This is a genomic window from Arthrobacter sp. SAFR-044 (assembly GCF_051965175.1).
Lineage (GTDB): Bacteria > Actinomycetota > Actinomycetes > Actinomycetales > Micrococcaceae > Arthrobacter.
In genome coordinates this window covers 55048-78039 of the sequence record NZ_JBQCMK010000013.1, presented here as the reverse complement: position 1 = coordinate 78039, position 22992 = coordinate 55048, and the positions used below count along the sequence as shown (strand labels likewise).

Annotated in this window: 24 protein-coding genes; 7 read left to right on the top strand and 17 right to left on the bottom strand. The window is 66.6% G+C overall.

Annotated features, from left to right (window positions below; all coding sequences use genetic code 11):
• Positions 1–88 precede the first annotated feature (88 nt).
• Positions 89–1642: a carboxylesterase/lipase family protein gene (locus tag ACTHQS_RS17770; RefSeq protein WP_440171537.1), complete on the top strand. Its 1554-nt coding sequence runs from the start codon at positions 89–91 to the stop codon at positions 1640–1642.
• On the opposite strand, the gene ACTHQS_RS17765 is transcribed toward ACTHQS_RS17770, so the two are convergent.
• The 5 genes from ACTHQS_RS17765 to ACTHQS_RS17745 form a co-directional block, all read right to left on the bottom strand.
• Positions 1620–2060 carry an SRPBCC family protein gene (locus tag ACTHQS_RS17765; RefSeq protein ID WP_440171535.1) on the bottom strand — a complete coding sequence of 147 codons (441 nt, stop codon included), beginning with the start codon at positions 2058–2060 and terminating at the stop codon, positions 1620–1622. The two genes, ACTHQS_RS17770 and ACTHQS_RS17765, sit on opposite strands and share 23 nt — an antisense overlap.
• 77 nt (positions 2061–2137) lie before the next feature.
• A complete protein-coding gene (locus tag ACTHQS_RS17760; RefSeq protein WP_440171533.1) occupies positions 2138–2629 on the bottom strand; it encodes an RpiB/LacA/LacB family sugar-phosphate isomerase in 492 nt (163 codons plus the stop codon).
• The gene (locus ACTHQS_RS17755) at positions 2629–4374 is read right to left on the bottom strand and encodes a dihydroxyacetone kinase family protein (protein ID WP_440171531.1); all 1746 of its coding nucleotides are present in this window, start codon (positions 4372–4374) and stop codon (positions 2629–2631) included. Before ACTHQS_RS17755 ends, ACTHQS_RS17760 begins: the two co-directional genes overlap by 1 nt.
• Positions 4375–4430: 56 nt before the next feature.
• On the bottom strand, positions 4431–5204 hold the full coding sequence (locus ACTHQS_RS17750; RefSeq protein ID WP_255174113.1) for an SDR family NAD(P)-dependent oxidoreductase: 774 nt from the start codon (positions 5202–5204) through the stop codon (positions 4431–4433).
• Positions 5205–5346: 142 nt separating this feature from the next.
• On the bottom strand, positions 5347–6171 hold the full coding sequence (locus tag ACTHQS_RS17745) for a sugar phosphate isomerase/epimerase family protein (protein WP_440171529.1): 825 nt from the start codon (positions 6169–6171) through the stop codon (positions 5347–5349).
• Positions 6172–6356: 185 nt separating this feature from the next.
• Here ACTHQS_RS17745 and ACTHQS_RS17740 point away from each other — a divergent pair, with 185 nt between their 5' ends.
• From ACTHQS_RS17740 to ACTHQS_RS17720, 5 genes are all read left to right on the top strand, one after another.
• Positions 6357–7694: an MFS transporter gene (locus ACTHQS_RS17740; RefSeq protein ID WP_440171527.1), complete on the top strand. Its 1338-nt coding sequence runs from the start codon at positions 6357–6359 to the stop codon at positions 7692–7694.
• Between the two features lie 36 nt (positions 7695–7730).
• Complete coding sequence (locus tag ACTHQS_RS17735) at positions 7731–8657, top strand: transketolase (RefSeq protein ID WP_440171525.1); 927 nt, start codon at positions 7731–7733, stop codon at positions 8655–8657.
• Entirely contained in the window at positions 8654–9685 is a 1032-nt protein-coding gene (locus tag ACTHQS_RS17730) for a transketolase family protein (protein ID WP_440171523.1), read from the top strand. The genes ACTHQS_RS17735 and ACTHQS_RS17730 overlap by 4 nt, the downstream gene beginning before the upstream one ends.
• A gap of 119 nt (positions 9686–9804) precedes the next feature.
• A complete protein-coding gene (locus ACTHQS_RS17725) occupies positions 9805–10464 on the top strand; it encodes a GntR family transcriptional regulator (RefSeq protein WP_440171521.1) in 660 nt (219 codons plus the stop codon).
• Between the two features lie 92 nt (positions 10465–10556).
• On the top strand, positions 10557–11006 hold the full coding sequence (locus tag ACTHQS_RS17720; protein ID WP_440171519.1) for a transferase: 450 nt from the start codon (positions 10557–10559) through the stop codon (positions 11004–11006).
• A gap of 39 nt (positions 11007–11045) precedes the next feature.
• On the opposite strand, the gene ACTHQS_RS17715 is transcribed toward ACTHQS_RS17720, so the two are convergent.
• Complete coding sequence (locus ACTHQS_RS17715; protein ID WP_440171518.1) at positions 11046–12098, bottom strand: LacI family DNA-binding transcriptional regulator; 1053 nt, start codon at positions 12096–12098, stop codon at positions 11046–11048.
• Between the two features lie 168 nt (positions 12099–12266).
• Here ACTHQS_RS17715 and ACTHQS_RS17710 point away from each other — a divergent pair, with 168 nt between their 5' ends.
• A complete protein-coding gene (locus ACTHQS_RS17710) occupies positions 12267–14192 on the top strand; it encodes an adenylyl cyclase (protein WP_440171516.1) in 1926 nt (641 codons plus the stop codon).
• 53 nt (positions 14193–14245) lie between these two features.
• Here ACTHQS_RS17710 and ACTHQS_RS17705 read toward each other — a convergent pair whose 3' ends face one another.
• The 11 genes from ACTHQS_RS17705 to ACTHQS_RS17655 all read right to left on the bottom strand — a co-directional run bounded on the left by ACTHQS_RS17705 (position 14246) and on the right by ACTHQS_RS17655 (position 22974).
• Positions 14246–15283 (bottom strand): HoxN/HupN/NixA family nickel/cobalt transporter, encoded by a 1038-nt coding sequence (locus tag ACTHQS_RS17705; protein ID WP_440171514.1) that lies wholly within the window; start codon positions 15281–15283, stop codon positions 14246–14248.
• Complete coding sequence (locus ACTHQS_RS17700; RefSeq protein WP_440171512.1) at positions 15283–16113, bottom strand: urease accessory protein UreD; 831 nt, start codon at positions 16111–16113, stop codon at positions 15283–15285. The genes ACTHQS_RS17705 and ACTHQS_RS17700 overlap by 1 nt, the downstream gene beginning before the upstream one ends.
• A gap of 164 nt (positions 16114–16277) precedes the next feature.
• Entirely contained in the window at positions 16278–16892 is a 615-nt protein-coding gene (gene ureG, locus ACTHQS_RS17695; protein WP_440171510.1) for an urease accessory protein UreG, read from the bottom strand.
• Positions 16893–16920: 28 nt separating this feature from the next.
• Positions 16921–17586, bottom strand: a complete 666-nt coding sequence (locus tag ACTHQS_RS17690; RefSeq protein WP_440171508.1) for an urease accessory protein UreF — start codon at positions 17584–17586, stop codon at positions 16921–16923.
• A 150-nt stretch (positions 17587–17736) separates the two neighbouring features.
• Positions 17737–18222: an urease accessory protein UreE gene (ureE, locus tag ACTHQS_RS17685; protein ID WP_440171506.1), complete on the bottom strand. Its 486-nt coding sequence runs from the start codon at positions 18220–18222 to the stop codon at positions 17737–17739.
• 21 nt (positions 18223–18243) lie between these two features.
• Positions 18244–19974, bottom strand: coding sequence for an urease subunit alpha (gene ureC / locus ACTHQS_RS17680; RefSeq protein ID WP_440171504.1), 1731 nt, complete (start codon positions 19972–19974; stop codon positions 18244–18246).
• Entirely contained in the window at positions 19971–20324 is a 354-nt protein-coding gene (locus ACTHQS_RS17675) for an urease subunit beta (RefSeq protein WP_440171502.1), read from the bottom strand. The genes ureC and ACTHQS_RS17675 overlap by 4 nt, the downstream gene beginning before the upstream one ends.
• Positions 20325–20335: 11 nt before the next feature.
• Positions 20336–20638: an urease subunit gamma gene (locus tag ACTHQS_RS17670; RefSeq protein ID WP_324643838.1), complete on the bottom strand. Its 303-nt coding sequence runs from the start codon at positions 20636–20638 to the stop codon at positions 20336–20338.
• Positions 20639–20747: 109 nt separating this feature from the next.
• Positions 20748–21305: a cysteine hydrolase family protein gene (locus ACTHQS_RS17665; protein ID WP_440171499.1), complete on the bottom strand. Its 558-nt coding sequence runs from the start codon at positions 21303–21305 to the stop codon at positions 20748–20750.
• A 77-nt stretch (positions 21306–21382) separates the two neighbouring features.
• Positions 21383–22387 (bottom strand): LacI family DNA-binding transcriptional regulator, encoded by a 1005-nt coding sequence (locus tag ACTHQS_RS17660; RefSeq protein ID WP_440171497.1) that lies wholly within the window; start codon positions 22385–22387, stop codon positions 21383–21385.
• The gene (locus tag ACTHQS_RS17655) at positions 22387–22974 is read right to left on the bottom strand and encodes an HhH-GPD-type base excision DNA repair protein (protein ID WP_440171495.1); all 588 of its coding nucleotides are present in this window, start codon (positions 22972–22974) and stop codon (positions 22387–22389) included. Before ACTHQS_RS17655 ends, ACTHQS_RS17660 begins: the two co-directional genes overlap by 1 nt.
• Positions 22975–22992: the final 18 nt, after the last annotated feature.

The following is a 22992-nucleotide window of genomic DNA, read 5'->3' as shown; positions in this document are numbered from 1 at the left end:
GACAGTATTGAAAAGCCACAGCTTCGTGGCCGCCCACTGCCGGACGGTGATGCCAGCCTACCTTCGCAGAGGCCGTAACCTGTCAACCATGACGCGCCTCTCCACCCCCGCAGGATCAGTCCGCGGCAGCTCCCTTGATGCTGACGGGACCACCATCCACAGGTTCCTTGGCATTCCATACGCTGCGCCGCCGTCGGGCGCCAACCGCTTCCGTCCTCCGGTCCCGGCCGCTCCGTGGGCCGGCGTGCTGGACTGCACTGCAGCTGGTCCCGCTGCGCCGCAGAACCCGGAAAACCCCGCGCCGCCCGGCGCCAGGCCGCGCACCTGGAGCGAGGAAGGCTGCCTCAACCTGAACATCTGGACACCGGCCACGGATGGCCCGGGCAGGCCGGTCATGGTATGGATCCATGGCGGCGCATATCTTTCGGGCGCCAACAGTGACGGCATGTACGACGGCGCCCGGCTCGCCGCCGCGGCGGGCGTGGTGCTGGTGTCCATTAATTACCGCCTGGGCGCCCTGGGGTTCCTGCACCTGGCGGACCTGCTGGGGCAGGGCTACGAGGATTCGTCCAACCTTGCCCTGCTGGACCAGCTGGAGGCCCTGCGCTGGGTCCGCCGGAACATCGCCGCGTTCGGCGGCGACCCGGACAACGTCACCGTCTTCGGCGAGTCCGCAGGCGCGGCAGCGATCGGCACCCTGCTGGGGATGCCGGCGTCGGAAGGGCTGTTCCGCCGGGCCATCATGCAAAGCGGCACCGTCGAACGGTACCGCCGGCCGGAGGAGTCGGCCCGCGTCAGCGCCGGGTTCCTGGGGCTGTGCGGCCTGGACGGACCGACCGCGAAGGAACTGCTCACCCTCCCTGTGGAGCGGCTGCTGGAAGCCCAGGCTGCCCTGGAGCGACAGCTCGCAGCCAAAACCTTCGCCGTCCCGCTGCCTTTCCAGCCCACGGTGGGGACGCCGTCGCTGCCGGTGCCGCCGCTGGACAGTGTGCATGCCGGGCTCAACAGCGGGGTGGACCTGCTGATCGGAACCAACCTCAACGAGGGCTCCTTCGCCGTCGAGATGCGGCCGGCCGCCGCCGGCGACCCGGACTACCCTGACCGCGCCGCCGCCGTCCTGGCCTCAGCCGGGGTGCCGTCCGCGGATGCGTCGGGCTACACAGAAGCGCTCACCCGGGTGTTGTCGCGGCAGCCCGGCGGCAAGGAACTGTTGGAGGCCGCCATCGCCGATACCGTCTATCGCCAACCCAGCAACCGGCTTCTGGCAGCGCGCCAAGAGGCTGCACGAAACGGCGCCGGAAAGACCTTCGCCTACCTGTTCACGTGGCGCAGCCCGGCGATGGGCGGAAAACTTGGCGCCTGCCACGCACTGGACATCCCCTTCGTCTTCCGGCACCTGGACGCACCGGAGGCTGCGTTCCTTACCCGGGGCATGGCGCCGCAGTCCCTCAGCGACGCCATGAGCGGAGCCTGGGCGGCCTTCGCCGCGACCGGAAACCCGGCATCTGCCGGACTTGATTGGCCCGGGTTTGGGGCAGCGCGCAGCACTATGGTGCTCGACGACAACGCCCGGGTGGAAGAGGATCCGCGCGGAGAGATCCGGGAGTTCTTCGAGGGCGTCAGGCCGCTGCCAGCGCGTTAAGCGTGTCCCGGATCCCGTTCAGTGCAGGGTCGCGCAGCGACATGAAGGCAGGCTTCAACAGCGGCTGGATGATCTTGGCCGGCCCGTTGATGCTGAACTCGGCGGTGTACTTCACCACCGATCCCGCTCCGTTGGGGCTTACGTCGATGGAATCAAAGGCTGTGACCGTCTTGTTCTCGCCGCGCAGCTTGATGTGGTTCTCCGTCAGCTCGATGACCTCATAAACCAGGGTCTGGCGCTTTCCGCGGAACTCGGACTCGGCGTGGTATTTGTGGCCCACCGCCACGGGCCCCGGGGTCATCTTGTCCATGACAGGGGTGTTGGGGTCCCACTTGCTGGTGTTTTCGAACTCACTCATGAAGGCAAAGGCCTTCTCCGCGGACAGGTTGGTTTCCACACTTCCGGTGACTGTGATCATCACCCCAGTGTAGGAGTACGGTGCGGCCGGGCGGCAGCTGTTCGCTGAACAACTGCCGCCCCGCGCCCGGACTCTTGCTAGCAGCCCTCGAAGTCGGTGAGAACCTTGACCTTGCCCGCCGAGGCCGACGACGGATCGAACGTGTACCCGATCCATTCCTTTGCCAGGCGGCGGGCCAGCTCAATGCCCACCACGCGCTGGCCCATGGTGAGAACCTGGCAGTCGTTGGACAGGATGGAGCGCTCGACCGAGAACGAGTCGTGCGCGGCGGTGGCCCGGATGCCTTCCACCTTGTTCGCGGCGATCGCCACGCCGATGCCCGTGCCGCAGAAAAGGATGGCCCGGTCCGCTTTGCCGTCCCGGATCATCTCACCGGCAGCGATGCCCACGTAGGGATAGGGCCTGGTGAAGTCGTCCGCGGCGTCGGTGCGGTTCACGCCAATGTCGATCACCTCGCTGACGCGGGGATCGTTGCGGAGGTCCGCGAGGACCTTGTCCTTGTAGTCCACGCCGGCTTCATCCGCGCCGACAATGAGCCGCAGCCCCATGGGGTGTCCTTCCGTCGTCATTACTTGGCTCCTGCCGGTGCAGTGCTGGTGGTGGTGGTGAAGTGGGGCCCCATGACGGCGAAGACCATGGCAAGGGACGTCGCGCCGGGATCGGCGGTGCCCAGGCTCTTCTCGGCCAGCGGGCGGGCGCGTCCCTTCAGGGGCAGCAAATCGGCGGTTGCCTCCGCGGCGGCTGCCGCGTCGCGGGCGGCATCCTGCCAGGCCAGGCCCGGCGCCGTCCCGTCGGCCACCGCACGGCTGAAGGTGGAGGCGAACGGCAGCAGCGCGTCCACCATGGTCTTGTCGCCAATTTCAGCCTTGCCCAGCTGGACGATCCGGTCTGCGAACGCCGTCACACCGGCGGCAAGGACGGCGGTTTCAGGCGCCGAGGAGTTCCCCACCGTCTCGCCGAAAGCGCGGAGCCCGGCTCCCCACAGGACACCGGAAGTTCCGCCGGCCTTGTCTGCCCACGCGTCACCTGCGGCGGCCAGCACGTCACCGGCGCCGGCGCCCCGGCCGAGCGCGTCGGCGGCTGCTGCGGCTGCGGCATCCACGCCGCGGACCATGCCGCGGCCGTGGTCGCCGTCGCCGGCGATGGCGTCCATCCGGCCCAGCTGTTCCTCGGCGCCGTGCAGCAGGGCGCGCGCCGCACCGATGGCCTCGACGCAGGCCGCGGCGTACCCACGGGAGGCGTCACTGGCGACGAACGCCTCCGCGGCCGCGCCGGCGTCGGCCGCTTCTTCCTGGGCGGAAGTTCCCGCCTGGGCTGACACTGCACCGCGGCGGTATGCCGGGGTTTCTGCAGGGGCCGCCCACAGCGGTTCCAGTTCCTCGTCCAGCCAGGTCACGGTCAGCGAGACGCCGGCCATGTCCAGGCTGGTGACCAGCTCGCCCACCTCAGGCATCACCAGCGTGTAGCCGGCGGCGCGCAGCAGCGGTGCAACGGTCCCCCAGAGGACAAACAGTTCCTCGTGCTTGGTGGACCCGAGCCCGTTAAGGATGACCGCGATGCGCTTGCCGGCGTTCGGCGGGGTTTCGGAGAGTACCCGGGCTACCAGTTCCTGGCCCAGGTCCTTCGCCGAAGGCAGGTCGGTATCGTGCAGGCCCGGCTCGCCGTGGATGCCCAGGCCCAGGCCCATCTGCCCCTCGGGGAGGGTGAACAGCGGGGCTTCGGCGCCCGGGAACGTGCAGCCGGCAAACGCACTGCCGATGGTGCGGGTCAGGTCGTTGGCCTTGCGGCCCAGGCGGACCACCTCGGCCAGGTCCGCGCCGTTCTCCGCGGCCGCACCCATCACCTTGAACACTGTGAAGTCACCGGCGATGCCGCGGCGCTTCGCCGATTCCGACGGCGGGGCGCTGGCGATGTCGTCCGTCACCAGGACGTTCTCCACGGCGATGCCCTCGGCAGCCAGCCGCTCGCTGGCCATGCCGAAGTTCATCACGTCGCCGGCATAGTTGCCGTAGGTAAAAATGACGCCGGCGCCGGACTCTGCAGCCTTGGCCACGGAGTAGGCCTGCTGGGCGGACGGCGAGGTGAAAATGTTGCCCACCACCGCGCCGTCGGCAAAGCCGCTGCCGATCAGTCCGGCGAAGGCCGGGTAGTGGCCGGAGCCGCCGCCGGTAAGCACGGCAACCTTGGGCTGCGTGGGCCGGTAGCGGCGGACGGCGCCGCCCTGGACCTGGCGGACCAGGTCTGAATGGACGTCGCAGAAGCCTGCCAGGGCCTCCTCGGCGAACTCTGAGGGGTCGTTGAAGATTTTGGTCATGGTGGGTTCTCCGGCGTCCGGGTGCTGTCAGTGCTGGGGGCTGTCGGGGGTGGCTGCTAGTGGATGTGGCTGCCGCCGTTGATGTCGATTGTGGTGCCGGTGAGGTAGGCCGAGTCCTCGGAAGAGAGGAAGGCGATCACGGCGGCCACTTCCTCGGTGGTGGCGTTGCGGCCCAGCGGGATGCCGGCGTTGATGGCCGCTTCCTGCTCCTCGGTGCTGCCCACGCGGATGTTGGTGTCCACGGCGCCGGGGGTGATGGCGTTGACGGTGACGCCGGTGGTGCCGAGTTCACGGGCCAGGGCCTTGGTGAAGCCCAGGATGGCTGCCTTCGCGGCGGAGTAGGGGACCTTGCCGAAGACGCCGCCGCCGCGCTGGGCGGAGACGGAGGACATGTTCACGATCCGGCCCCAGCCATTGGCGATCATGTCCGGCAGGAAAGCCTTGGTCACCAGGTAGGTGCCGGTGGCGTTGACGTCCATGACCTTGTGCCACAGCTCAAGGGTGGTCTCCAGGAACGGAATGGGCGAGGTGATGCCGGCGATATTGGCCAGGGCGCCGACTGGCGGGAGGTTGCCGGCGGCCACTTCGGCGGCGACGGCTGCCTGGGCGGCGGTCACGGAGGCTTCGTTGGCGACGTCGATCTCGTGGCCGAAGGCGGGGACGTTGAATTCGTTGCCGATTTCGGCCGCGACCTTGGCGGACTTTTCGCCGTCGAGGTCCAGGATCACGATGCCCCAGCCGTCACGGGCGTAGCGGCGGGCGGTGGTGATGCCAATGCCGCGGTCTGAGGTTGCTCCGGTGAGGACGGCGGTGCGCTGGATGGTGGTCATGGTGGTGCTCCTTGAATTGTTTTGGTGGATCGATTGCTCCCTACCGGCTCCCAACCTTCGCAAGCTCAGGTCGGGGCCCTCGCCGGCAGGGGCCCACGTAGTTGTCGTTATGGGGTCCCAACGGCATCTACGCAGGTGGGGCTCAGATGAGGTCGGTGATGAAGCTTGCTGCCTTGGCGGCGGCGGCCGGGCGTTCGTCGTTGGTGACGTCCCGGGTTTCCAGTTCGAGCGAGAAGTGGCCGGTGTACCCGTCGGCGGCGAGCCGTTTCAGGCCCCCGGCGAAGTCGGCGTCCCCGTTGCCGATGCTGAGGTTGATGTTCCCCGGCACGGCATCGCGCAAGTGGACGTGGACGAGGCGGCCCTGGTGCCGGTCCAGGTAGGCCTGGATGTCCTCGCCGGACGCCACGATGTGGCTGAAGTCCATGACGATTCCGACGCCGGAACCTGCAAGGCGGTCGGCCAGCAGTTCCGCGCGCTCCAGGTTCCAGCAGAACCGCAGGAAGTGCAGGGATTCGGTCCAGAGTTCGACGCCGAACTCCGCCGCCCGCCGCCCGGCACCAATGAGCTGGGCGGCAACGAGGTCCAGGTCCTCGTCGACGCTCCGTACAGGGGTGTGGTCCAGGGCGCCGCAGGGCAGGACCAGCGCCTTCGCACCGATGTTGGCAGTCAAGGTGAGCAGGGCGTCAAGGTGGCGCTCCCGCGCGGCCCGGCCCTCGTCGTCGAGCACCCTGTTCAGGTCCCCGATGTCGCCGTTTACCGAACGGACGCGCAGGCCCGAAGCGGTGACCTCGGCGGAAACTGCGGCGACGGCACCGGCGTCGAGCCCGAACGGTACGTGGTCACATACTCCGGGCAGCGCGCCCAGATCGATCTCTTCGAAGCCCAGCCCCTTCATGGTGCGCAGGGCGCTGCCCAGGTCCTGGTGCCGGAAGCTGATGGATGAGCACCCAAGTCTGGAATGGAACATCGTTGATCCTTTGGTTCGTGCCGGGCAGTAGTGATGAGGACCACAATAGGGACGTTAACTGTCAACAGTCAACTCTGAAAGTCGACTGTTGACAGTCGGAATGATGTGGGTCACACTGGAACCCATCATTTGTTAACAGTCGACAGCGCGGACTTTCTTCGGCCGCTTTTCGAAAGGGAACCACCATGAGCAAAGATGCTCTGACCATGCGCGGCCCGGTCCACGGCACCAAGGATGCGCGCCGAGTTGCCATCGGATCCGGCGTGGGGGCCGTGATTGAGACGTATGACTTCATCGGCTTCGGCACCGCTGCCGCACTGTACTTCGGCACTGCTTTCTTCCCGGGAACCGATCCCGTGACGGGCACCCTCGCCTCGTTCGCCACCCTGGGGGTCGGATTCGCAGCCCGCCCCCTTGGCGGCATCATTGGCGGGCACCTTGGTGACAAGGTGGGCCGCAAGCCCGTCCTCGTCGCCTCCCTCATCCTGATGGGCCTGGCCACCTTCGCCATCGGCCTGCTCCCCACCTATGCCGCAGTCGGGCTGCTCGCCCCGGCACTGCTCGTCTTCGTCCGCATCGTCCAGGGCCTGGCCTTCGGTGCGGAATGGGGCGGCGCCATCCTGATGAGCTACGAACACGCACCCTGGAAGGCCAAGGGCAAGTACACCGGCATCGTCCAGGCCGGCTTCCCCGTGGGCCTGCTGCTGGCCAACCTGACCTTCCTGTTCAGCGTCCAGCTCGGCAACGAACTCGCATGGCGCATCCCGTTCCTGGCCAGCATCCTGCTGGTCATCGTTGGCCTGATCATCCGCTCCAAGGTCCCCGAGTCCCCCGTCTTCGATGAGGTCAAGGACAGCGGCGCCATCGTCAAGGCACCCATCGTGGAGGTCATCAAGACGGACTGGCGCAACATCGTCAAGGGCATCGGCCTCCGCATCGCCGAGACCGCCGGCTACGCCGTTTCCATCACGTACATGATTTCCTACCTCAACAGCCAGCACCTGGCGGACAAGAGCCAGACGCTGATCGCGCTTTGCATCGCTTCGGCCATCGGCATCTTCGCCACCCAGGCCTGGGCCGCACTGACGGACCGCATTGGCCGCCGCCCGCTGTACGTCTGGTCCACCGCCTTCGCGGCCCTGTTCGCCATCCCGATGTTCCTGCTGGTGAACACCGGCCTGTTCATCGCCATCATCCTGACCATCGTGATCTCCTACGCCGTGTGCCAGAACTCGCTGGCCGGCGCCCAGGGCGCCTGGTTCCCGGAGCTCTTCCAGGCCAAGACCCGCGCTTCCGGCGCCAGCCTGGCGTACCAGATCTCGGCCATGGTGTCCGGCTTCACCCCCTTCATCACCACCCTGCTGTTCGTCAGCTTCGGCTGGATGGGCCCCGCGCTGCTCTTCGGCGCGTACGCCCTGATCGGCCTCTGGGCCGCCGTCGCCACCCGGGAAACCTGGGGCAAGCGGGAACGTGAGCTGGCTGACGAGGCCACCAAAAGCACCCCGAACACCGTCAACGCCTGAATGACCACCACGCACGAAACGACCACGGAGCCAGTAATGCCTACAGATACCGTCCAGGACGCCGCCCCGCAGGGACAAACACTGCAGGAACAAACACTGCAGACTGCGGTGACTCCGGAACGGCTGGAGAAGATCAGCGCCGCCGCCTACCGGATCCGGCACCATGCCCTGAACATGGGCGAGGTCCAGGGCCAGGGGTACGTGGGCCAGGCCCTGGGTGCCGCGGACATGCTCGCCACCGTCTACGGTGACCAGCTCCGCTTCCGCGCCGAGGACCCGCACTGGGAAGCCCGCGACCGGTTCCTGCTCTCCACCGGCCACTACGCCATCGGCCACTATGCCGCTCTCGCCGAAGCCGGGATTGTCCCGGTGGAGGAACTGGAGACCTACGGCTCGGACGATTCCCGCCTGCCGATGTCCGGGATGTCCACCTACACGCCCGGCATGGAAATTTCCGGCGGCTCGCTGGGGCACGGCCTGACCATCGCCGTCGGCATGGCCCTGGGCCTGTGCTACCAGGGTTCCTCCGCCCGGGTGTTCAACTTCCTCTCCGACGGGGAACTGGACGAGGGCTCCACCTGGGAAGCCGCGATGGGCGCGCACCACCACCAGCTGGGCAACCTCACCGCCATGGTGGACATCAACGCCCTGCAGGCCGACGGCAAGACGGACACGGTGCTCCGCACCGAACCGGTCACTGAAAAGTGGGAATCGTTTGGCTGGTACACCCAGCGGGTGGACGGGAACGACGTCGGCGCGCTGCTGGCAGCGTTCGACAACGCAGCCGCCCAGGCCGCCGCCGTCGGACGCCCCTCCGTGATCCTGTGCGACACGAAGGTGGGCCGGGGCGTTCCGCTGCTGGAAGACCGCGAAAAGGCGCACTTCATGCGCATCGAAGAGAACGAATGGCAGATCTGCCGCGAACAGCTCACCGCCGGCTACGAAGGAAAGGCTTCAGCATGAGCACCACCACCGAGGCCCCGGACACCGCAGCAGCCGCTGCAACACCCGCCAAGCCGAAGCTGAAGACCTCGGCGATGATCGCATCCTTCGCCGATCCCGGCCAGAAGACCTCCTCCGCGCCGTTCGGGCACGCCCTGGTCAAGGCCGCACAGGAAAACGACAAAATCGTGGGCCTGACCGCTGACCTGGGCAAGTACACGGACATGCACATCTTCGCCAAGGCCTTCCCGGAGCGGTTCTTCCAAATGGGCATGGCCGAGCAGCTGCTCTTCGGCGCTGCTGCAGGCCTGGCCGAAACCGGGCTGGTCCCGTTTGCATCCACCTACTCGGTGTTCGCTGCCCGCCGCGCCTACGACTTCCTCTGCCTGGACGCGGCCGAACCGAACCTGAACGTCAACATCGTGGGCGGCCTGCCGGGCCTGACCACCGGCTACGGCCCCAGCCACCAGGCCACCGAGGACATGGCGATCTTCCGCGGCATGCCCAACCTGACCATCGTGGACCCCTGCGACTCGATCGACATCGAACAGGCCATCCCGCAGCTCGCCGCATCGGAAGGACCCACCTACCTGCGGCTGCTGCGCGGCAACGTGCCCACGGTCCTGGACGAGTACGATTACACGTTCGAACTCGGCAAGGCCAAGGTCCTGCGGGGCGGCAACGATGTTGTCTTCATCTCCTCCGGCCTGATGACCATGCGCGCCCTGCAGGCAGCCAAGGCCCTGGCGGCGCACAACGTGGACGTCGCCGTCGTGCACACCCCCACCATCAAGCCGTTCGACGCCGAGACCGTCCTTAAGGAGATCAACACGGACCGCCTGGCCGTCACCCTGGAGAACCACTCCGTGGTGGGCGGGTTGTTCGAAACCGTCGCCTCCGCCGTCGTCACCGCCGGAGTAGGCAAACGCGTGGTGCCCATCGGACTCCCGGACCAGTTCCTCGATGCCGGCGCCCTGCCCACCCTGCACGAGCGCTACGGGCTCTCCGTGGACCGCATCGTAGCCAAGGTCCTCGCCGAACTCGGCTAAGGGCAGTTGTCGGATGCAGAAAGCACGGCACCGGTCCTAAGCCGGAGCCGTGCTTTCTGTCGTAATATCGGAACCACTACCGACTGTAAACAGTCGACTTATGACAATGAGGACAAGCCATGGCCGGACTGACCGCCCCGCTGCTGGGACTGGAAAAGAAAAGCCTGCGCGAGCAGGCGCTCTCGGCGCTGAGGACCGCCATCACCAGCGGCGAGCTGGAACCCGGACGGCACCTGGTGGAAACCGAATTGTCCGAGATGCTGCAGATCAGCCGCGGCACGCTCCGTGAGGCCCTCCGCCAGCTGGAACAGGAGGGCCTGCTGTCCGCCGGACCCCGCGGCCGCCTCTCCGTCCGCCACCTGGATGAGAAGGAAATCCGGGACATCTACGCTGTCCGCGCCGCCCTGGAATCCCTCGCCGCCCGGACGCTCTGTGAACTGCCGGACCGGCAGCATGTCACCGAATCGCTGCACAAGGCCATCGACGCCATGACGGACGCTGGAAACGGGAGCCTGGAGGAACGGATCGAATCCGACCTTGAATTCCACCGCACCCTCTGCCGGCTCACCGGCAACGAAACCCTCCTCCACTCCTGGGAGTCCTTGGAAGGGTCCATCCGGATGTCCATCATGTTCGCGGGCCTGGAAAAGGGCGTCAGCAACATGAGCGTGGACCGCCACAAGGACATCGTGGGCGCCATCGACACCGGGGACGCCACGTTGGCGCGGAAGACCATCCTGGAACACATGGACACCGCCGCCGCGAACCTGGTGGCGTAGCGTCCTTTCGAGTCCCTGTTCGGGAATCCCGGCGCCCTCCCGGCCGTTAACTTACTGCGCGGTAAATAACCGCGGTGTTAACGAGGGACGGTATGACCGCAAAGTTTGTGTCAGTCGAGGACGACGCCGGTAAGGTCACCCGGTATGCCCGCCATGACAACGGCGGCGGGCTCATTGCACCGGGAGCCAGCGTGGCGGACAGCGCCCGGATCGGCCCCATGACCTACGTGGAGCACGGCGCGCAGGTGGGTTCAGGCTGCCGGATTGGACACGGCAGCTGGATCGACCGCGGCGCGACCATCGGTGACCGGACGGTCATCGGCGACGGCGTGCGGATCGGCCGGGGCACGGTGATCGGCAACCGCGTCCACATCGGCAGCCACTCGCGCATCGGCTCCAGCGTCCTGATTGAGCACGGTGTGCACCTGGACTCCGACAGCACGGTGCCGGACGGCAGCGAGGTTCTCGCGGGCGCCCACTCACGCCTGGCCCCGGCACGACACCGGACGCACCGCAAGGTGAAGGGCGGGCTGGCGGCGTAAGTTGCGGCAGGCAATTGGCAGTGGCCGCTCCGCAACGGGCTACAAAACAGTGCTTCCGCGCACCACCAGTTCTGCCGAATAAATGATGGGCTCCCAGGCCTCGCCGGGGTTGCCGATGGCGCTGACCAGCAGCTTTCCGGCCGCAGCCGCGATATCCGCCACGGGATGGGCCACGGTGGTGAGGCCCAGGCCGTTTGCCGCCTGGATTGGGTGGTTGTCGAAGCCCACCACCGCCACATCGTCCGGCACCCGCCGCCCGGCGGTGCGAAGAGTGTCCACCACGCCGAGCGCCATAAGGTCGGAGGCGGCGAATATGCCGTCCACGTCGTGCGTCCCGGCGAGGAGGCTCTTGGCAGCGGCGGCACCTCCCGCCGTCGTGAAGTCCCCGTGCATGACCGGTCCGGGCTCAACGCCGGCTTCCCTGAGTCCCTGCAGCCATCCTTCCAGGCGGTCGACGGCGGCCGTCATGTCAGGAGGGCCGGCGACGGTCGCGAGCCTGCTGCGGCCGATGCCCGCCAAGTGCCGTGCAGCCAGCCGGCCGCCCTCGAAGTTGTCCAGGTCCACGTAGGGAATTCCGGACGACGTGTCCCACGGCCTGCCGATGAAGACGGTTGGCAGGCCGGTGGCCCCCAAGGTTTCCACCCAGTCGTCGGCGCGGTGGTGGGACACTACGATCGCCCCGTCGACGTGGCCGCCGCGCAGGTAGCGGATGGTCCGCGCTGAGTCGTCCCCTGCCCGGGACATCAGCAGCACCAGCTGCAGGTCGGTGTCGCGCAGTGCTTCATTGACTCCCGTGATCACCGCGGCGAAGTACGGGTCCATCATGACCCTGGCGTCGGGTTCGGGGATGACCAGCGCCACCGAACCCGTGCGCCGGGTCACCAGGCTTCGGGCCGCACGGTTTGGGGTGTAGCCGAGTGCCACGATCGCGGCATCAACGGCAGCCTGGGCCTGCGCACTCACCTTGGAGCCGCCGTTAATGGCACGGGAAGCGGTGGAGCGGGACACCCCGGCAGCTGACGCCAGGTCCTCGAGCGTGGGACTGGCCGATCCCGCGCCGGTCAGGCCGGGCCGGCTGGTCTTTTCCTTCATCACATCGACAATACGACACCCCGACACAGTGGGAGCGCTCCCGCGAAACCCTTGCCGGGGCAAAAACCCGATGCTACGCTTCCCCGACGGGAGCGCTCCCATCACTCGACCCGGGCTGCCTGTTGCAGCCGTTATGGTCGTCCAGCCCCTCCACTGACAGGACCAGCAATGCCGCTAGCCTTACGCCCTGACGCACCCAGACCCCTTCCGGCGCGCCGCCGGCCCCATGCCGGCACCGTTGCGGCCGCCACGGCCCTTCTCCTTGGGCTTTTCGCTGCCGGCGGGACCGTTCCAGCACAAGCCGCACCGTCAGTTGCACAGCCCGCAGTCCAGGCTCCGGCCTCGCCACCGCCGCCGGCACAGACTTTGCAAAACCCTTTCGGACCCAATACTTATGTCTTCGATCCAAGCATGCCGGTGGCCCAGATCCAGGCCACCGTGGACTCCATTGCGGCCCAGCAGGTGGACGACGAGATGGGCTCAAAGCGCTACTCACTGCTGTTCAAACCCGGGACTTATGGCACCCCCGAGGAGCCGCTGATCGTCCAGGTGGGCTACTCCACCGAGGTGGCGGGACTGGGCGCTGCACCCACTGATGTCACCATCAACGGACACGTGGACGTCTACAACCGGTGCCTCACCGCGGACAACTGCATCGCGCTGAACAACTTCTGGCGTTCCCTGTCCAACCTCACCATCAACGTGACCGGACTGGAAGGTTGCCGCAGCTCGGCGAATTTCTGGGCAGCATCCCAGGCCGCACCGATGCGCAGGGTCAACATCACGGGCGGCAACCTCTCCCTGATGGACTACTGCACCGCCGGCCCGCAGTACGCCAGCGGGGGCTTTATCGCGGACTCAAAGACGGGTGCCGTCATCAATGGCTCCCAGCAGCAGTACCTTGTGCGCGGCAGCAGCATCGGAAGCTGGTCCAACGGGGTCTGGAACCAGGTGTTCTCGGGCGTCAACGGGGCGCCTGCGGATTCCTTCCCGGACCCGCCGTACACCACCTTGGACACGACTCCGATCAGCAGGGAGAAGCCCTACCTGACCGTGGACCCCGCCGGCCAGTACAGCGTGTTCGTGCCCTCCGTCCGCCAGGACTCAGCAGGGACCACGTGGGAAAACGGCCCTACCGAAGGCCGCAGCATCCCGTTGGCCGACTTCTACATCGCATCGCCCGGCGATTCGGTCCAGGCCATCAACTCGCAGCTGGCGCGTGGAAAGAACCTCATTCTGACCCCCGGCGTCTACGACGTTGACCAAAGCATCGAGGTCAAGCGGGCAGGAACGGTGATCCTTGGACTTGGAATGGCAACACTTTCCGCCGTCAACGGATCAGTTCCCCTGGCAGTCGCGGACGTCCCAGGAGTAGACATTGCCGCCGTCACCGTGGACGCCGGCGAAGTGAATTCCCCGGCCCTGATGCGCATCGGCAAGGCAATCGCGGGCGCGGGGAGCGGACCGGCCAACTCTGCCCTCCACAGCGATCCGGCCAATCCCACCACACTCCACGATGTGTTCTTCCGCATCGGCGGGCCCCACGTGGGCAAGGCCTCGGTCAGCCTTGAAGTCAACAGCGACAACGTCCTCCTGGACCACATCTGGGCCTGGCGCGCGGACCATGGGAACGGTGTCGGTTGGACCACCAACACCGGCAGGAACGGCGTGATCGTCAACGGTAACAACGTCACTGCGACCGGCCTGTTCGTGGAGCACTACCAGGAGTACAACGTCATCTGGAACGGCGAAAACGGCAAAACGGTCTTCTTCCAGAACGAACTGCCCTATGACGCCCCCAACCAGGCAGCGTGGCAGCATGACGGGGTCCTCGGCTGGGCCGGGTACAAGGTCTCGGATTCCGTCAAGACCCATGAACTCTGGGGCGGCGGCAGCTATGTGTACAACAACGTGGACCCCACCATCCACGCCACCCGCGGCTTCGAGGTCCCGGTGACGCCCGGCGTGAAGCTGCACAGCCTGCTGACGGTGAACCTCGGGGCCGGGACGCTGGACCACGTAGTCAATGACACCGGAGCGCCGGTGTCCACGGACGCCGTCGGAGTTCCCAGCTACGTGGCCGATTTCGGCTAGGAGCCGCCCACACATGGGGGCGCGGTGCCGGCAATGGGTGCCGGCACCGCGCCCTATCCGTTCCGGGCCTGCCTCCACGCGAGCGCGGCCCCGCCCCAGACGGCCAGCAGCAGCGCCACAAGCAGCAAGCCGGCGTCGCCCAGGTCGATCGATGAAAGCCAAGCCGTCACCGGATCATGCAGGCCGAATGCGGCGTGAAAGAAGCCGGCCAAAGTGATCACGGCAATGAACAGGGCCGAGACGGCAGAGATACCCGTCACCAGCGCGTTGAAGCCAAGCTTCCGTCGCGGGTCGGCCAGTGCCGAGCGGTACATCCGCATCATCGCCATGCCGTTCACTGAATCACACAGTGTCATCGCGGCTGCGAAGGCGAGCGGCAGGGCGAGAAGGGCAAACGGGGGCACCCCGGCCAGGGACGCCGCCGTCGTCATCATCAGCAGCCCGATGGTGGTGGCGGTATCGAAACCCAGCCCAAAGAGGAAGCCAATCACGTAGATGTTCCGCGGCCGGCGCACCCTGGCGAGGGGTTTGGCCAGCAGCCGCGCCACCAGTCCCTGCGGTTCCAGGTCGCGGGGATCAATGGCTGCTCCGGCCCGGGAACGCCGGAAGGCAGCGGCCGAGCGGGTGAACGCCGAGCCGTTGAACAGCCCCATGGCCAGCAGGAACACCCCGGATACACCGCTGCCGATCAGCCCCAGCACCAGGTTCCCGGCCGTACCGTCCTCCATCAGGCCGCCAACCATGGACGCACCGGCGATTACCAGCACCCCCGCCAGGGTCACCACCGAGCTGTGCCCCAGGCTGAACGCGAAGCCCACACTCACCGGATGCTGCCGCTGTGCCACGAACTTCCGGGTGGAGTTGTCGATGGCGGCCAGGTGGTCCCAGTCGTAGCTGTGCTTCACCCCGGCCAGGTAGGCGGTAAGGACAAGTCCCCAAGAGAGCGCCCCGCCGCCCCCGGTCCGGGTTCCGGCAAGCAAAAGGACGACGGCGGCAGCGTGCAGCGCGGCCACGGCACCAAAGGTGAAGAGCGCCCGGGTCCGGAGCGGCAGCGAGTCCCGGTCCCGGTAGAGCGTGGCGATGCCGGCCATCAGTGCTTCCTCAGGTCCAGCGGCCCCTGGCCGTACCAGCGTCCGCGCAGCAGGTCAGTACAGGATCGAAGCAGGCGGGTCAGCTCGTCCGTGCTGTTGGAGAGGCTCCGCAGCACCAGCCCGGTGGTCCCCGCAACAGTGCGGGTCAGCGAGATGCCGGTCAGGGCCTGGTGGTCAGTGGTCAGCAGGTGCAGTTCGTCGGCAAGCGCCTGGTCCACCCGGGGATCCACCACCACCAGCGATCCGAGGTGGCTGTAGCCTTCCATGAACCCCAGCCCGGTGACGTCGTGGAGCGGCGGCCGGATCAGCAGGTTGTCCAGCGACAGCAGTTCGGCGCCCGCCCCTGTTTCCACACAGATGTGGTTCCTCAGGCGCACTTCCTCATACCGGAAGGCGGCGCCGTCGGGCGACCAGCCGGGCGTCACAACCTCGGCCATGACCAGCGACGACGACGGCCGCAGGGTCACGGACGTCCGCTGCCGGTAGCTGGCTTCCCGGTAGGCGATGAGCTGGTCCGGCATGAGTTCCAGCCGCGCCCCCTCCCCCAGCCGCACAGCCATCCGTTGCTCAGCAAAAGACCCGGGAGTCCGATAAACCTTCGTCGCAGACTGCGTAGTCAGCAGCAGAGAAGCAGAGTCCCCCACCTCAACATCAATGCGAAAGAGGTCCGCCCCAAGATAAGCCCCGCCAGGATTCACGACCACATAACAAACCTGTCCGGAGTCATCGAGGTAATGCGGCCGCATAACCCTCAAGGCACCACGATGGTACTGATGCGAAGCAACTGAGCGCTGCCCACGAACGGCGACCCGAAGCTCAAGCTCGCCCATCGGTGACCTGCCAGCAAAAGCGGAGCCGGGGATAGGGGGCCGCGGCGTGGTGGGCACCGCGAAGCGGGCACGGCCCCCTATCCCCGGTGAAGCGCCGGAAGCGGCCTCACCCGCGGGCGCAGGCCCCGGTGCGGCGAGCGCTGAACCCGAGTCCGCCGTCGTACTCATGCCAAATCGAGCATCAGGACGTCGTGCCGGATCCATTCGATGACCTTCTCGAGGCCTTCGTCGGTTTTGAGGTTGGTGAAGCAGAACGGCTTGTTGCCACGGAATTCCTTGGAGTCCCGTTCCATGACGGCGAGGTCGGCGCCGACGTGGGGTGCGAGGTCGGTTTTGTTGATGATGAAGAGGTCGGATTTGATCATGCCCTGGCCGGCTTTGCGGGGGATTTTCTCGCCTTGGGCAACGTCGATGATGTAGATGGAGAAGTCCACCAGTTCGGGGCTGAAGGTGGCGGAGAGGTTGTCGCCGCCGGATTCGACGAAGATGACCTGCAAGTCGGGGTGCCGGACTTTGAGTTCCTCGATGGCGGCGGTGTTCATGGAGGTGTCTTCGCGGATGGCGGTGTGCGGGCAGCCGCCAGTTTCGACGCCGATGATCCGGTCTGCAGGGAGGATGCCGTTGGCGGCGAGGATTTTGGCGTCCTCGATGGTGTAGATGTCGTTGGTGATGGCGGCCATGGAGATATCGCCGCTCATGTGCCGGGTGAGCCGTTCCACGAGCTGGGTTTTGCCGGCGCCGACGGGCCCGCCGATGCCGATTTTGATGGGTTCAGTCATGGTTTCCTCCTATCGAGCCGAAGCACAGTCAGCTCATGAACATCCGGGCACGCTGGCGTTCGTGCCGCATTTGCGAAATTTCCAGTCCGGGGCTGACTGCGCCAAGGTCGTCCGGCGTGAGGTGCGCGATCGCGTGGAGGGCGGCAGCGACGTCGTCGTGCGCTTTCCGCAGCACCCGCTGCCCGGCGTTCTGGCCAAGCGGGATGGCCCGGACGGCGTTCTGGGTGAGCGAGGTAACGGTGGCGAAGAGGTAGGCAGCAAGCGCCTCCCGCTGCGGTACGCCCAGGGAGCGGGCGACGACGGCGAAGGCCAGCGGCTGGTGCCCGGCGGCGCGGCCCGTGGCCACCAGGTCCCGGTACAGTTCCAGCGCAGGCGAGGGAAACACCTCAGCCCCAATCTCGAGCAACCGCCCGCCCATCTTCACGCTGGCCTCCCGGACCTGCCGCGGCAAAAGGGAAGCAGACAAAAGCGAATCCAGTTCCCCAAGATCACCCCCCTCATACAGAAGCCGAATAGCAAGCCCATCAGAGTAAGTAAGCGACTGCGCCACAAAAGCAGACAGCCACACCCCAAAAGAACCCTCATCAAAAACACCCCCACCGTCGACATAAGTCTCAAACCCAAGGGAGTGAGCAAAAGCCCCAGTAGGCAAGGCTGAATCAACCAACTGCTGCAGCGCCAGCTGATAGCTCATACCTGCGCTCCCAAGGCGACGTGCCTGCTCAACTCGGCGGAGGCGGGTGATAGGGGCCGCGGCGTGGCGGGCACCGCGAAGCGGGCACGGCCCCTATCACCCGCCGAAGCCCCCGCGCCGGCGCTCGCCGAAGGAGCCGAAGACGCTGAGTTAGTGACTGTGTTCAGCATGGCGGAAAGGCACGGGCATGACGCGTTCCTGGCGGGTGTAGGGCACGGCGTTGTGGCGGAGGTAGTCCTCGACGGTGTGGTCGTAAGCGCACACCATGACGGCGGCCCCGTACTCGCTGTCCGCGTCGAAGAATTGTGCCTGGAGGTGCCGGTTGCCGAGGGAGTGCGCGGTGACGCCCATTTGGTGGATGGTCCGGGGTGCAATGACCAGGACGTCGGTGGGCAGGACGGAGACGACGATCATATTGGTTTCGGTGACGTGGAGGATGTCGCCGTCGCGGAGGTCGCCGGAGCCGGAGGGGAGGCGGATGCCGATTTCCCTGCCGTGGTCGGTGGTGGCGCGCTGGATGCGTTTGACCAGCTGGGTGCTGGGCAGGACGATTTTTTCGCGGTGCAGGCCGGCGTAGGCGGCGAGGTCGGAGTCCGGCAGGTCGTGCAGGTTGCCCAGGACTTTGTCGATGATCACGTGGTTTCTTTCGGGGAGGGCTTAGAAGAGAAAGTACCGCTGGGCCATGGGCAGCACGTCGGACGGTTCGCAGGTGACGTCCTCGCCGTCCACCGTCACCTGGTAGGTTTCGGGGTCAACCTGGATGTCGGGGGTGGCGTCGTTGTACTTGAGGTCGGCCTTGGTGAGGTTGCGGATTCCGGAGACGGGCCGGATGACCTTCTCCAGGCCCAGCTCCCGGGGCACGCCGGCGTCGATCGCTGCTTTGGACAGGAAGGTGATGGAGGACTGCTGGACAGCCTTGCCGAAGGTGGCGAACATGGGCCGCATGGTGCGCGGCTGCGGGGTGGGGATGGACCCATTCGAGTCGCCCATCAGGGCGTAGGCGATCTGCCCGCCCTTGAGCACCAGTTCCGGTTTGACCCCAAAGAACGCAGGGTCCCACAGCACCAGGTCCGCGAACTTGCCCACTTCAACTGAGCCTACGGAATCCGCGATGCCCTGCGCGATGGCGGGGTTGACGGTGTACTTGGCCACGTAGCGCTTGAGCCGGAAGTTGTCGCTGTCCGCACTGCCGTGCGCCCCGCCGTCGTTGTCTTCCAACACCCCGCGCTGCTTCTTCATCTTGTCCGCCACCTGCCATGTGCGGGTAATGACCTCGCCTACCCGGCCCATGGCCTGGGAGTCGGAGGAGGTGATGGAGAAGATGCCCAGGTCCTGCAGGACGTCCTCCGCGGCGATGGTCTCGGCACGGATGCGGGAATCGGCGAAGGCCACGTCCTCGGGAATGTCCGGGTTGAGGTGGTGGCACACCATGAGCATGTCCAGGTGCTCTTCGATGGTGTTGCGCGTGTACGGGAGCGTGGGGTTGGTGGAAGCGGGCAGGACGTTGGGCATGCCGGCGATCTTGATGATGTCCGGTGCGTGCCCTCCGCCGGCGCCTTCGGTGTGGAAGGTGTGAATGACGCGGCCGCCGATGGCGCGGATGGTGTCCTCCACGAACCCGCACTCGTTCAGGGTGTCGGTGTGGATGGCCACCTGGACGTCGTACTCGTCGGCGACCCTCAGCGACGTGTCGATGGAGGAGGTGGTGGCACCCCAGTCCTCATGGACTTTGAGCCCGATGGCACCGGCACGGATCTGCTCGGCGAGGGGTTCGACGGCGGATGCGTGGCCTTTGCCGAACAGGCCGATGTTCATGGGGAACGCCTCGGCCGCCTGCAGCATCCGCTGGATGTGCCACTTTCCGGGCGTCACCGTGGTGGCTTTGGTGCCTTCGGCAGGACCTGTGCCGCCGCCGATCATCGTGGTCACGCCGCTGGCCAGGGCAGTGGGGACCTGGTCCGGTGAGATGAAGTGGATGTGGGTGTCGATGCCGCCGGCGGTGAGGATTTTCCGCTCGCCCGCGATGATTTCGGTGCTTGAGCCGATCACGATGTCCACGCCGTCGGTGATCTGCGGGTTGCCGGCCTTGCCGATCCGGAAGATGTGGCCGTCCCTGAGCGCCACGTCTGCCTTGTAGATGCCGGTGTGGTCCAGGATCACGGCGTTGGTGATGACGGTGTCCGGAATGTCCCCGTCACGGGTGGACTGGCCGTTCTGCCCCATGCCGTCGCGGATCACCTTGCCGCCGCCGAACACCACTTCCTCGCCGTACACGGTGAAGTCCTTTTCGATCTCAAGGAAGAGTTCGGTGTCCGCCAGCCGGATTTTGTCCCCGGTTGTCGGCCCGTAGAGGTCCGCGTACTGCCTGCGCGGAATCTCGAAGCTCACTCGCCGTCCCCTTCCATCACAGGCCCGCTTTGCCGGGTGCCGTCGTCGAGCCTTCCATTGACCGCATTGCTGAGCCCATGCACCTCGCGGGTCCCAGCCAGCTCAATGAGCCGCACGTTCCGTGAATCCCCCGGCTCAAAGCGAGCCGCTGTTCCTGCCGGGATGTCCAGGCGCCGGCCGTAAGCCGCCTCGCGGTCGAAGGCCAGGGCCGCGTTGGCCTCGGCGAAGTGGTAATGCGACCCCACCTGGACGGGCCGGTCGCCGGTGTTGGTTACGGCCACCTCGATTGCCTCCCGGCCCGCATTCGCGGTCACGGGTTCCGGCCGCAGGACGTACTCGCCTGGAATCATTGCCGCGCTCCTTAGCGGATGGGGTTGTGGACGGTGACCAGCTTGGTGCCGTCCGGGAACGTGGCTTCGATCTGGACGTCGTGGATCATCTCCGGCACGCCTTCCATCACGTCGGCCCGGGTGAGCAGGGTGGTGCCGTAGCTCATGAGGTCGGCCACGGTCCTGCCGTCGCGGGCGCCCTCGATCAGTTCGTAGCTGATGATGGCCACGGCCTCGGGGTAGTTGAGTTTGAGGCCGCGGGACTGCCTTCGGCGGGCCAGGTCGGCGGCCACCACGATCAGGAGTTTTTCCTGCTCACGCGGCATGAGATGCATGGGGTTCCCTTCGACGGCCTGCGGCGTGCTGCCAGCGTAGGCGGGTCACGTTTCCGCCAGGTTTCAGGAGTATCAACGAAAGCTGGGGATGTGCCCCAACGGTGGGAGGCTACTCCGCCCCGCTGAGCCGGGCAAGGATCTCGTCGCTGGACTGGATGGGCTGGCGGTAGGTGGCGGAGAGGATGCGGAGCATGTCTGCAGCGTCCTGGTCGGCTTCGGAGGCCATCGCGTCCTTGGCGTAGGTGACCCGGATGTTGTGCGCGAATGCGTCGGCTGCGGTCTGGGCGATGCAGTTGTGCGTGGAGACACCGGCGAGCACCACTTCGTCGGCGTCCCAGTTCCGCAGCCGGGCCAGCAGGTTGGTTCCCACGAAGGCACTGTCCCGGGTCTTGTTCAACTGGGGCAGGTCCTCCTTGATGAGGCCGGGCACCGACTGGGCCTGCCCGCTCCCGCGGAAGATGAAGCCTTGGTCGTCGTCGAGCATGCTGAGGGTCCAGGTGGACTTGTCCCGCTCGTGCTCGGTGCCTACCAGGAGCGCCGCGTGTCCGGCGGCCTTGAACCCTTCCAGCAGCCGGTTGCACTCGCTGACCACCCGGTCCTGCTGGGCTGCCAGTTCGGGCGTTTCGAAGAATGCGTTTTGCATGTCGATGACCAGGAGGGCGATCATGGGGGCACCTTTCCTCGTTGAGTCCGTGGGCCGGCGGGTGGTGAGGGAAAGTTACCCGCCTGCGGGGCTGCGAAACCCTAGGGCGCGGATTCCCTGACCTTCAGTTCGAACCCGGCTTCCACGTGCACGCCCTGTTCCGACGGCTCGCGGCCGGCGATCCGGTCCAGCAACAGGGTGATGGACCGCTCCGCGATCTCATCCATGCCCGGCGAGACGGTGGTGAGTGAGGGGGACGCGAAGCGCGCTTCGTCGATGTCGTCAAAGCCCGCCACCGCCACGTCCTTCGGGACCTTGACGCCGCGGACCAGCAGCTCGTGCATGGCGCCCAGCGCCAGTACGTCATTCAGTCCGAAGACGGCGTCGAACTCCACGCCCGCTTCCAGCAGACCGGCGACGGCGGCAGCACCCGTATCGCGGCGCCATTCAGCGGGTGCCACGAGCGCGGGGTCGAAGGGGATGCCCGCTTCCGCCAGCGCATTCCGGTACCCGTTCAGGCGCAGGCCCGCCGTCCCGGCGGACTCCCCGGTGCTGGCTCCCACCACGGCGATACGACGGCGGCCGCCAGCCAGCAGGTGGGTGGTGAGCGCAGCCGCGGCCTCCTCGTTCTTCATGGTCACCAGGTCGAAACGGGGATCCACGATGTGCTCGCCGAGCATCACCATCGGTTTCTTGCCCGCCCGCGCGGCAATGGCATCCGCGTCCACCACCAGCGGCGTGAACAGCAGCCCGTCGGTGAGCTGGCGGAAGGTCCCCTGCAAGGCACCAAGTTCGGCGGAGGCCTCGGCGTCGGACTGCTCCACCATTACCCGGTACCCGTGGCGGGCGGCAGCCTTCATCAGCTTCGACGCCAGTTCGGCGTAATAGGGGGCGGAAAGATCGGACAGGACCAGGCCCAGCGTGGACGTCTTGCCGGACCGCAGGCTGCGGGCGGTGAGGTTGGCCTCGTAGCCCAGTTCCGCGATGGCATCCTGCACCCGCTGCTTGGTGGCTGGGCGGATGAATTCATAATCGTTCAGGACGTTCGAAACGGTCTTCAGGGAGACGCCCGCCGCCCTCGCGACGTCGTTCATGGTGACTGCCATTAACGTTCTTTTCCTGCCTTTGCTGCTGCCTTTGCAGCCTGCTTGCTGGCACGCACCTTGGCCAGGGATTCCGGGTCCACGATGTCGGCCACCGACAGGTACGCACCGTCCTCGCCGTAATGGCCGGCGGCTTCCCGCCAACCGGGTGCCTCGAGTCCACGCTGCTTGCCCAGCAGGGCCAGGAAGATCTTCGCCTTTTGCTCCCCGAAACCGGGCAGCGCCTTGAGCCGGCGCAGCACCTCTGCGCCGTCCGGCGAGCCCTTGGTCCAGATGGCGGCAGTATCGCCGTCCCATTCGTCCCGGACCGCCCCGGCGAGCGCCTGCACGCGCGCAGCCATGGAACCGGGGAAGCGGTGGACGGCGGGCCGCTCCTTGAACATCTCCACGAACGCGGCTGGATCGTGCGCTGCAATGGCCTCGGGCTCCAGCGACCCGATCCGGGCCCGGATCTTTTCGGGCCCGGCGAAGGCGGATTCCATCGTCACCTGCTGGTCCAGCAGCATGCCGGTCAGGAGGGCGAAGTCGTCCTCACTCAACAACTTGTCCGCGGCGGGATCGCCCGTGATGTGCAGTTCCATGCCGTCCATCCTCCCACCTGCGGCCCG

Coding starts and splice junctions, on each gene's coding strand:
- ACTHQS_RS17660 (WP_440171497.1), bottom strand. CDS start 22,387: ATGGCAGTCACCATGAACGACGTCGCGAGGGCGGCGGGCGTCTCCCTG.
- ACTHQS_RS17675 (WP_440171502.1), bottom strand. CDS start 20,324: ATGATTCCAGGCGAGTACGTCCTGCGGCCGGAACCCGTGACCGCGAAT.
- ACTHQS_RS17770 (WP_440171537.1), top strand. CDS start 89: ATGACGCGCCTCTCCACCCCCGCAGGATCAGTCCGCGGCAGCTCCCTT.
- ACTHQS_RS17760 (WP_440171533.1), bottom strand. CDS start 2,629: ATGACGACGGAAGGACACCCCATGGGGCTGCGGCTCATTGTCGGCGCG.
- ACTHQS_RS17705 (WP_440171514.1), bottom strand. CDS start 15,283: ATGGCCGGCATCGCCACGCTCTACCGGGACCGGGACTCGCTGCCGCTC.
- ACTHQS_RS17755 (WP_440171531.1), bottom strand. CDS start 4,374: ATGACCAAAATCTTCAACGACCCCTCAGAGTTCGCCGAGGAGGCCCTG.
- ACTHQS_RS17655 (WP_440171495.1), bottom strand. CDS start 22,974: ATGGACGGCATGGAACTGCACATCACGGGCGATCCCGCCGCGGACAAG.
- ACTHQS_RS17725 (WP_440171521.1), top strand. CDS start 9,805: ATGGCCGGACTGACCGCCCCGCTGCTGGGACTGGAAAAGAAAAGCCTG.
- ACTHQS_RS17670 (WP_324643838.1), bottom strand. CDS start 20,638: ATGCATCTCATGCCGCGTGAGCAGGAAAAACTCCTGATCGTGGTGGCC.
- ureG (WP_440171510.1), bottom strand. CDS start 16,892: ATGACTGAACCCATCAAAATCGGCATCGGCGGGCCCGTCGGCGCCGGC.
- ACTHQS_RS17710 (WP_440171516.1), top strand. CDS start 12,267: ATGCCGCTAGCCTTACGCCCTGACGCACCCAGACCCCTTCCGGCGCGC.
- ACTHQS_RS17745 (WP_440171529.1), bottom strand. CDS start 6,171: ATGTTCCATTCCAGACTTGGGTGCTCATCCATCAGCTTCCGGCACCAG.
- ACTHQS_RS17735 (WP_440171525.1), top strand. CDS start 7,731: ATGCCTACAGATACCGTCCAGGACGCCGCCCCGCAGGGACAAACACTG.
- ACTHQS_RS17720 (WP_440171519.1), top strand. CDS start 10,557: ATGACCGCAAAGTTTGTGTCAGTCGAGGACGACGCCGGTAAGGTCACC.
- ACTHQS_RS17700 (WP_440171512.1), bottom strand. CDS start 16,113: ATGGGCGAGCTTGAGCTTCGGGTCGCCGTTCGTGGGCAGCGCTCAGTT.
- ACTHQS_RS17750 (WP_255174113.1), bottom strand. CDS start 5,204: ATGACCACCATCCAGCGCACCGCCGTCCTCACCGGAGCAACCTCAGAC.
- ACTHQS_RS17740 (WP_440171527.1), top strand. CDS start 6,357: ATGAGCAAAGATGCTCTGACCATGCGCGGCCCGGTCCACGGCACCAAG.
- ACTHQS_RS17730 (WP_440171523.1), top strand. CDS start 8,654: ATGAGCACCACCACCGAGGCCCCGGACACCGCAGCAGCCGCTGCAACA.
- ACTHQS_RS17765 (WP_440171535.1), bottom strand. CDS start 2,060: ATGATCACAGTCACCGGAAGTGTGGAAACCAACCTGTCCGCGGAGAAG.
- ACTHQS_RS17715 (WP_440171518.1), bottom strand. CDS start 12,098: ATGAAGGAAAAGACCAGCCGGCCCGGCCTGACCGGCGCGGGATCGGCC.
- ACTHQS_RS17665 (WP_440171499.1), bottom strand. CDS start 21,305: ATGATCGCCCTCCTGGTCATCGACATGCAAAACGCATTCTTCGAAACG.
- ACTHQS_RS17690 (WP_440171508.1), bottom strand. CDS start 17,586: ATGAGCTATCAGCTGGCGCTGCAGCAGTTGGTTGATTCAGCCTTGCCT.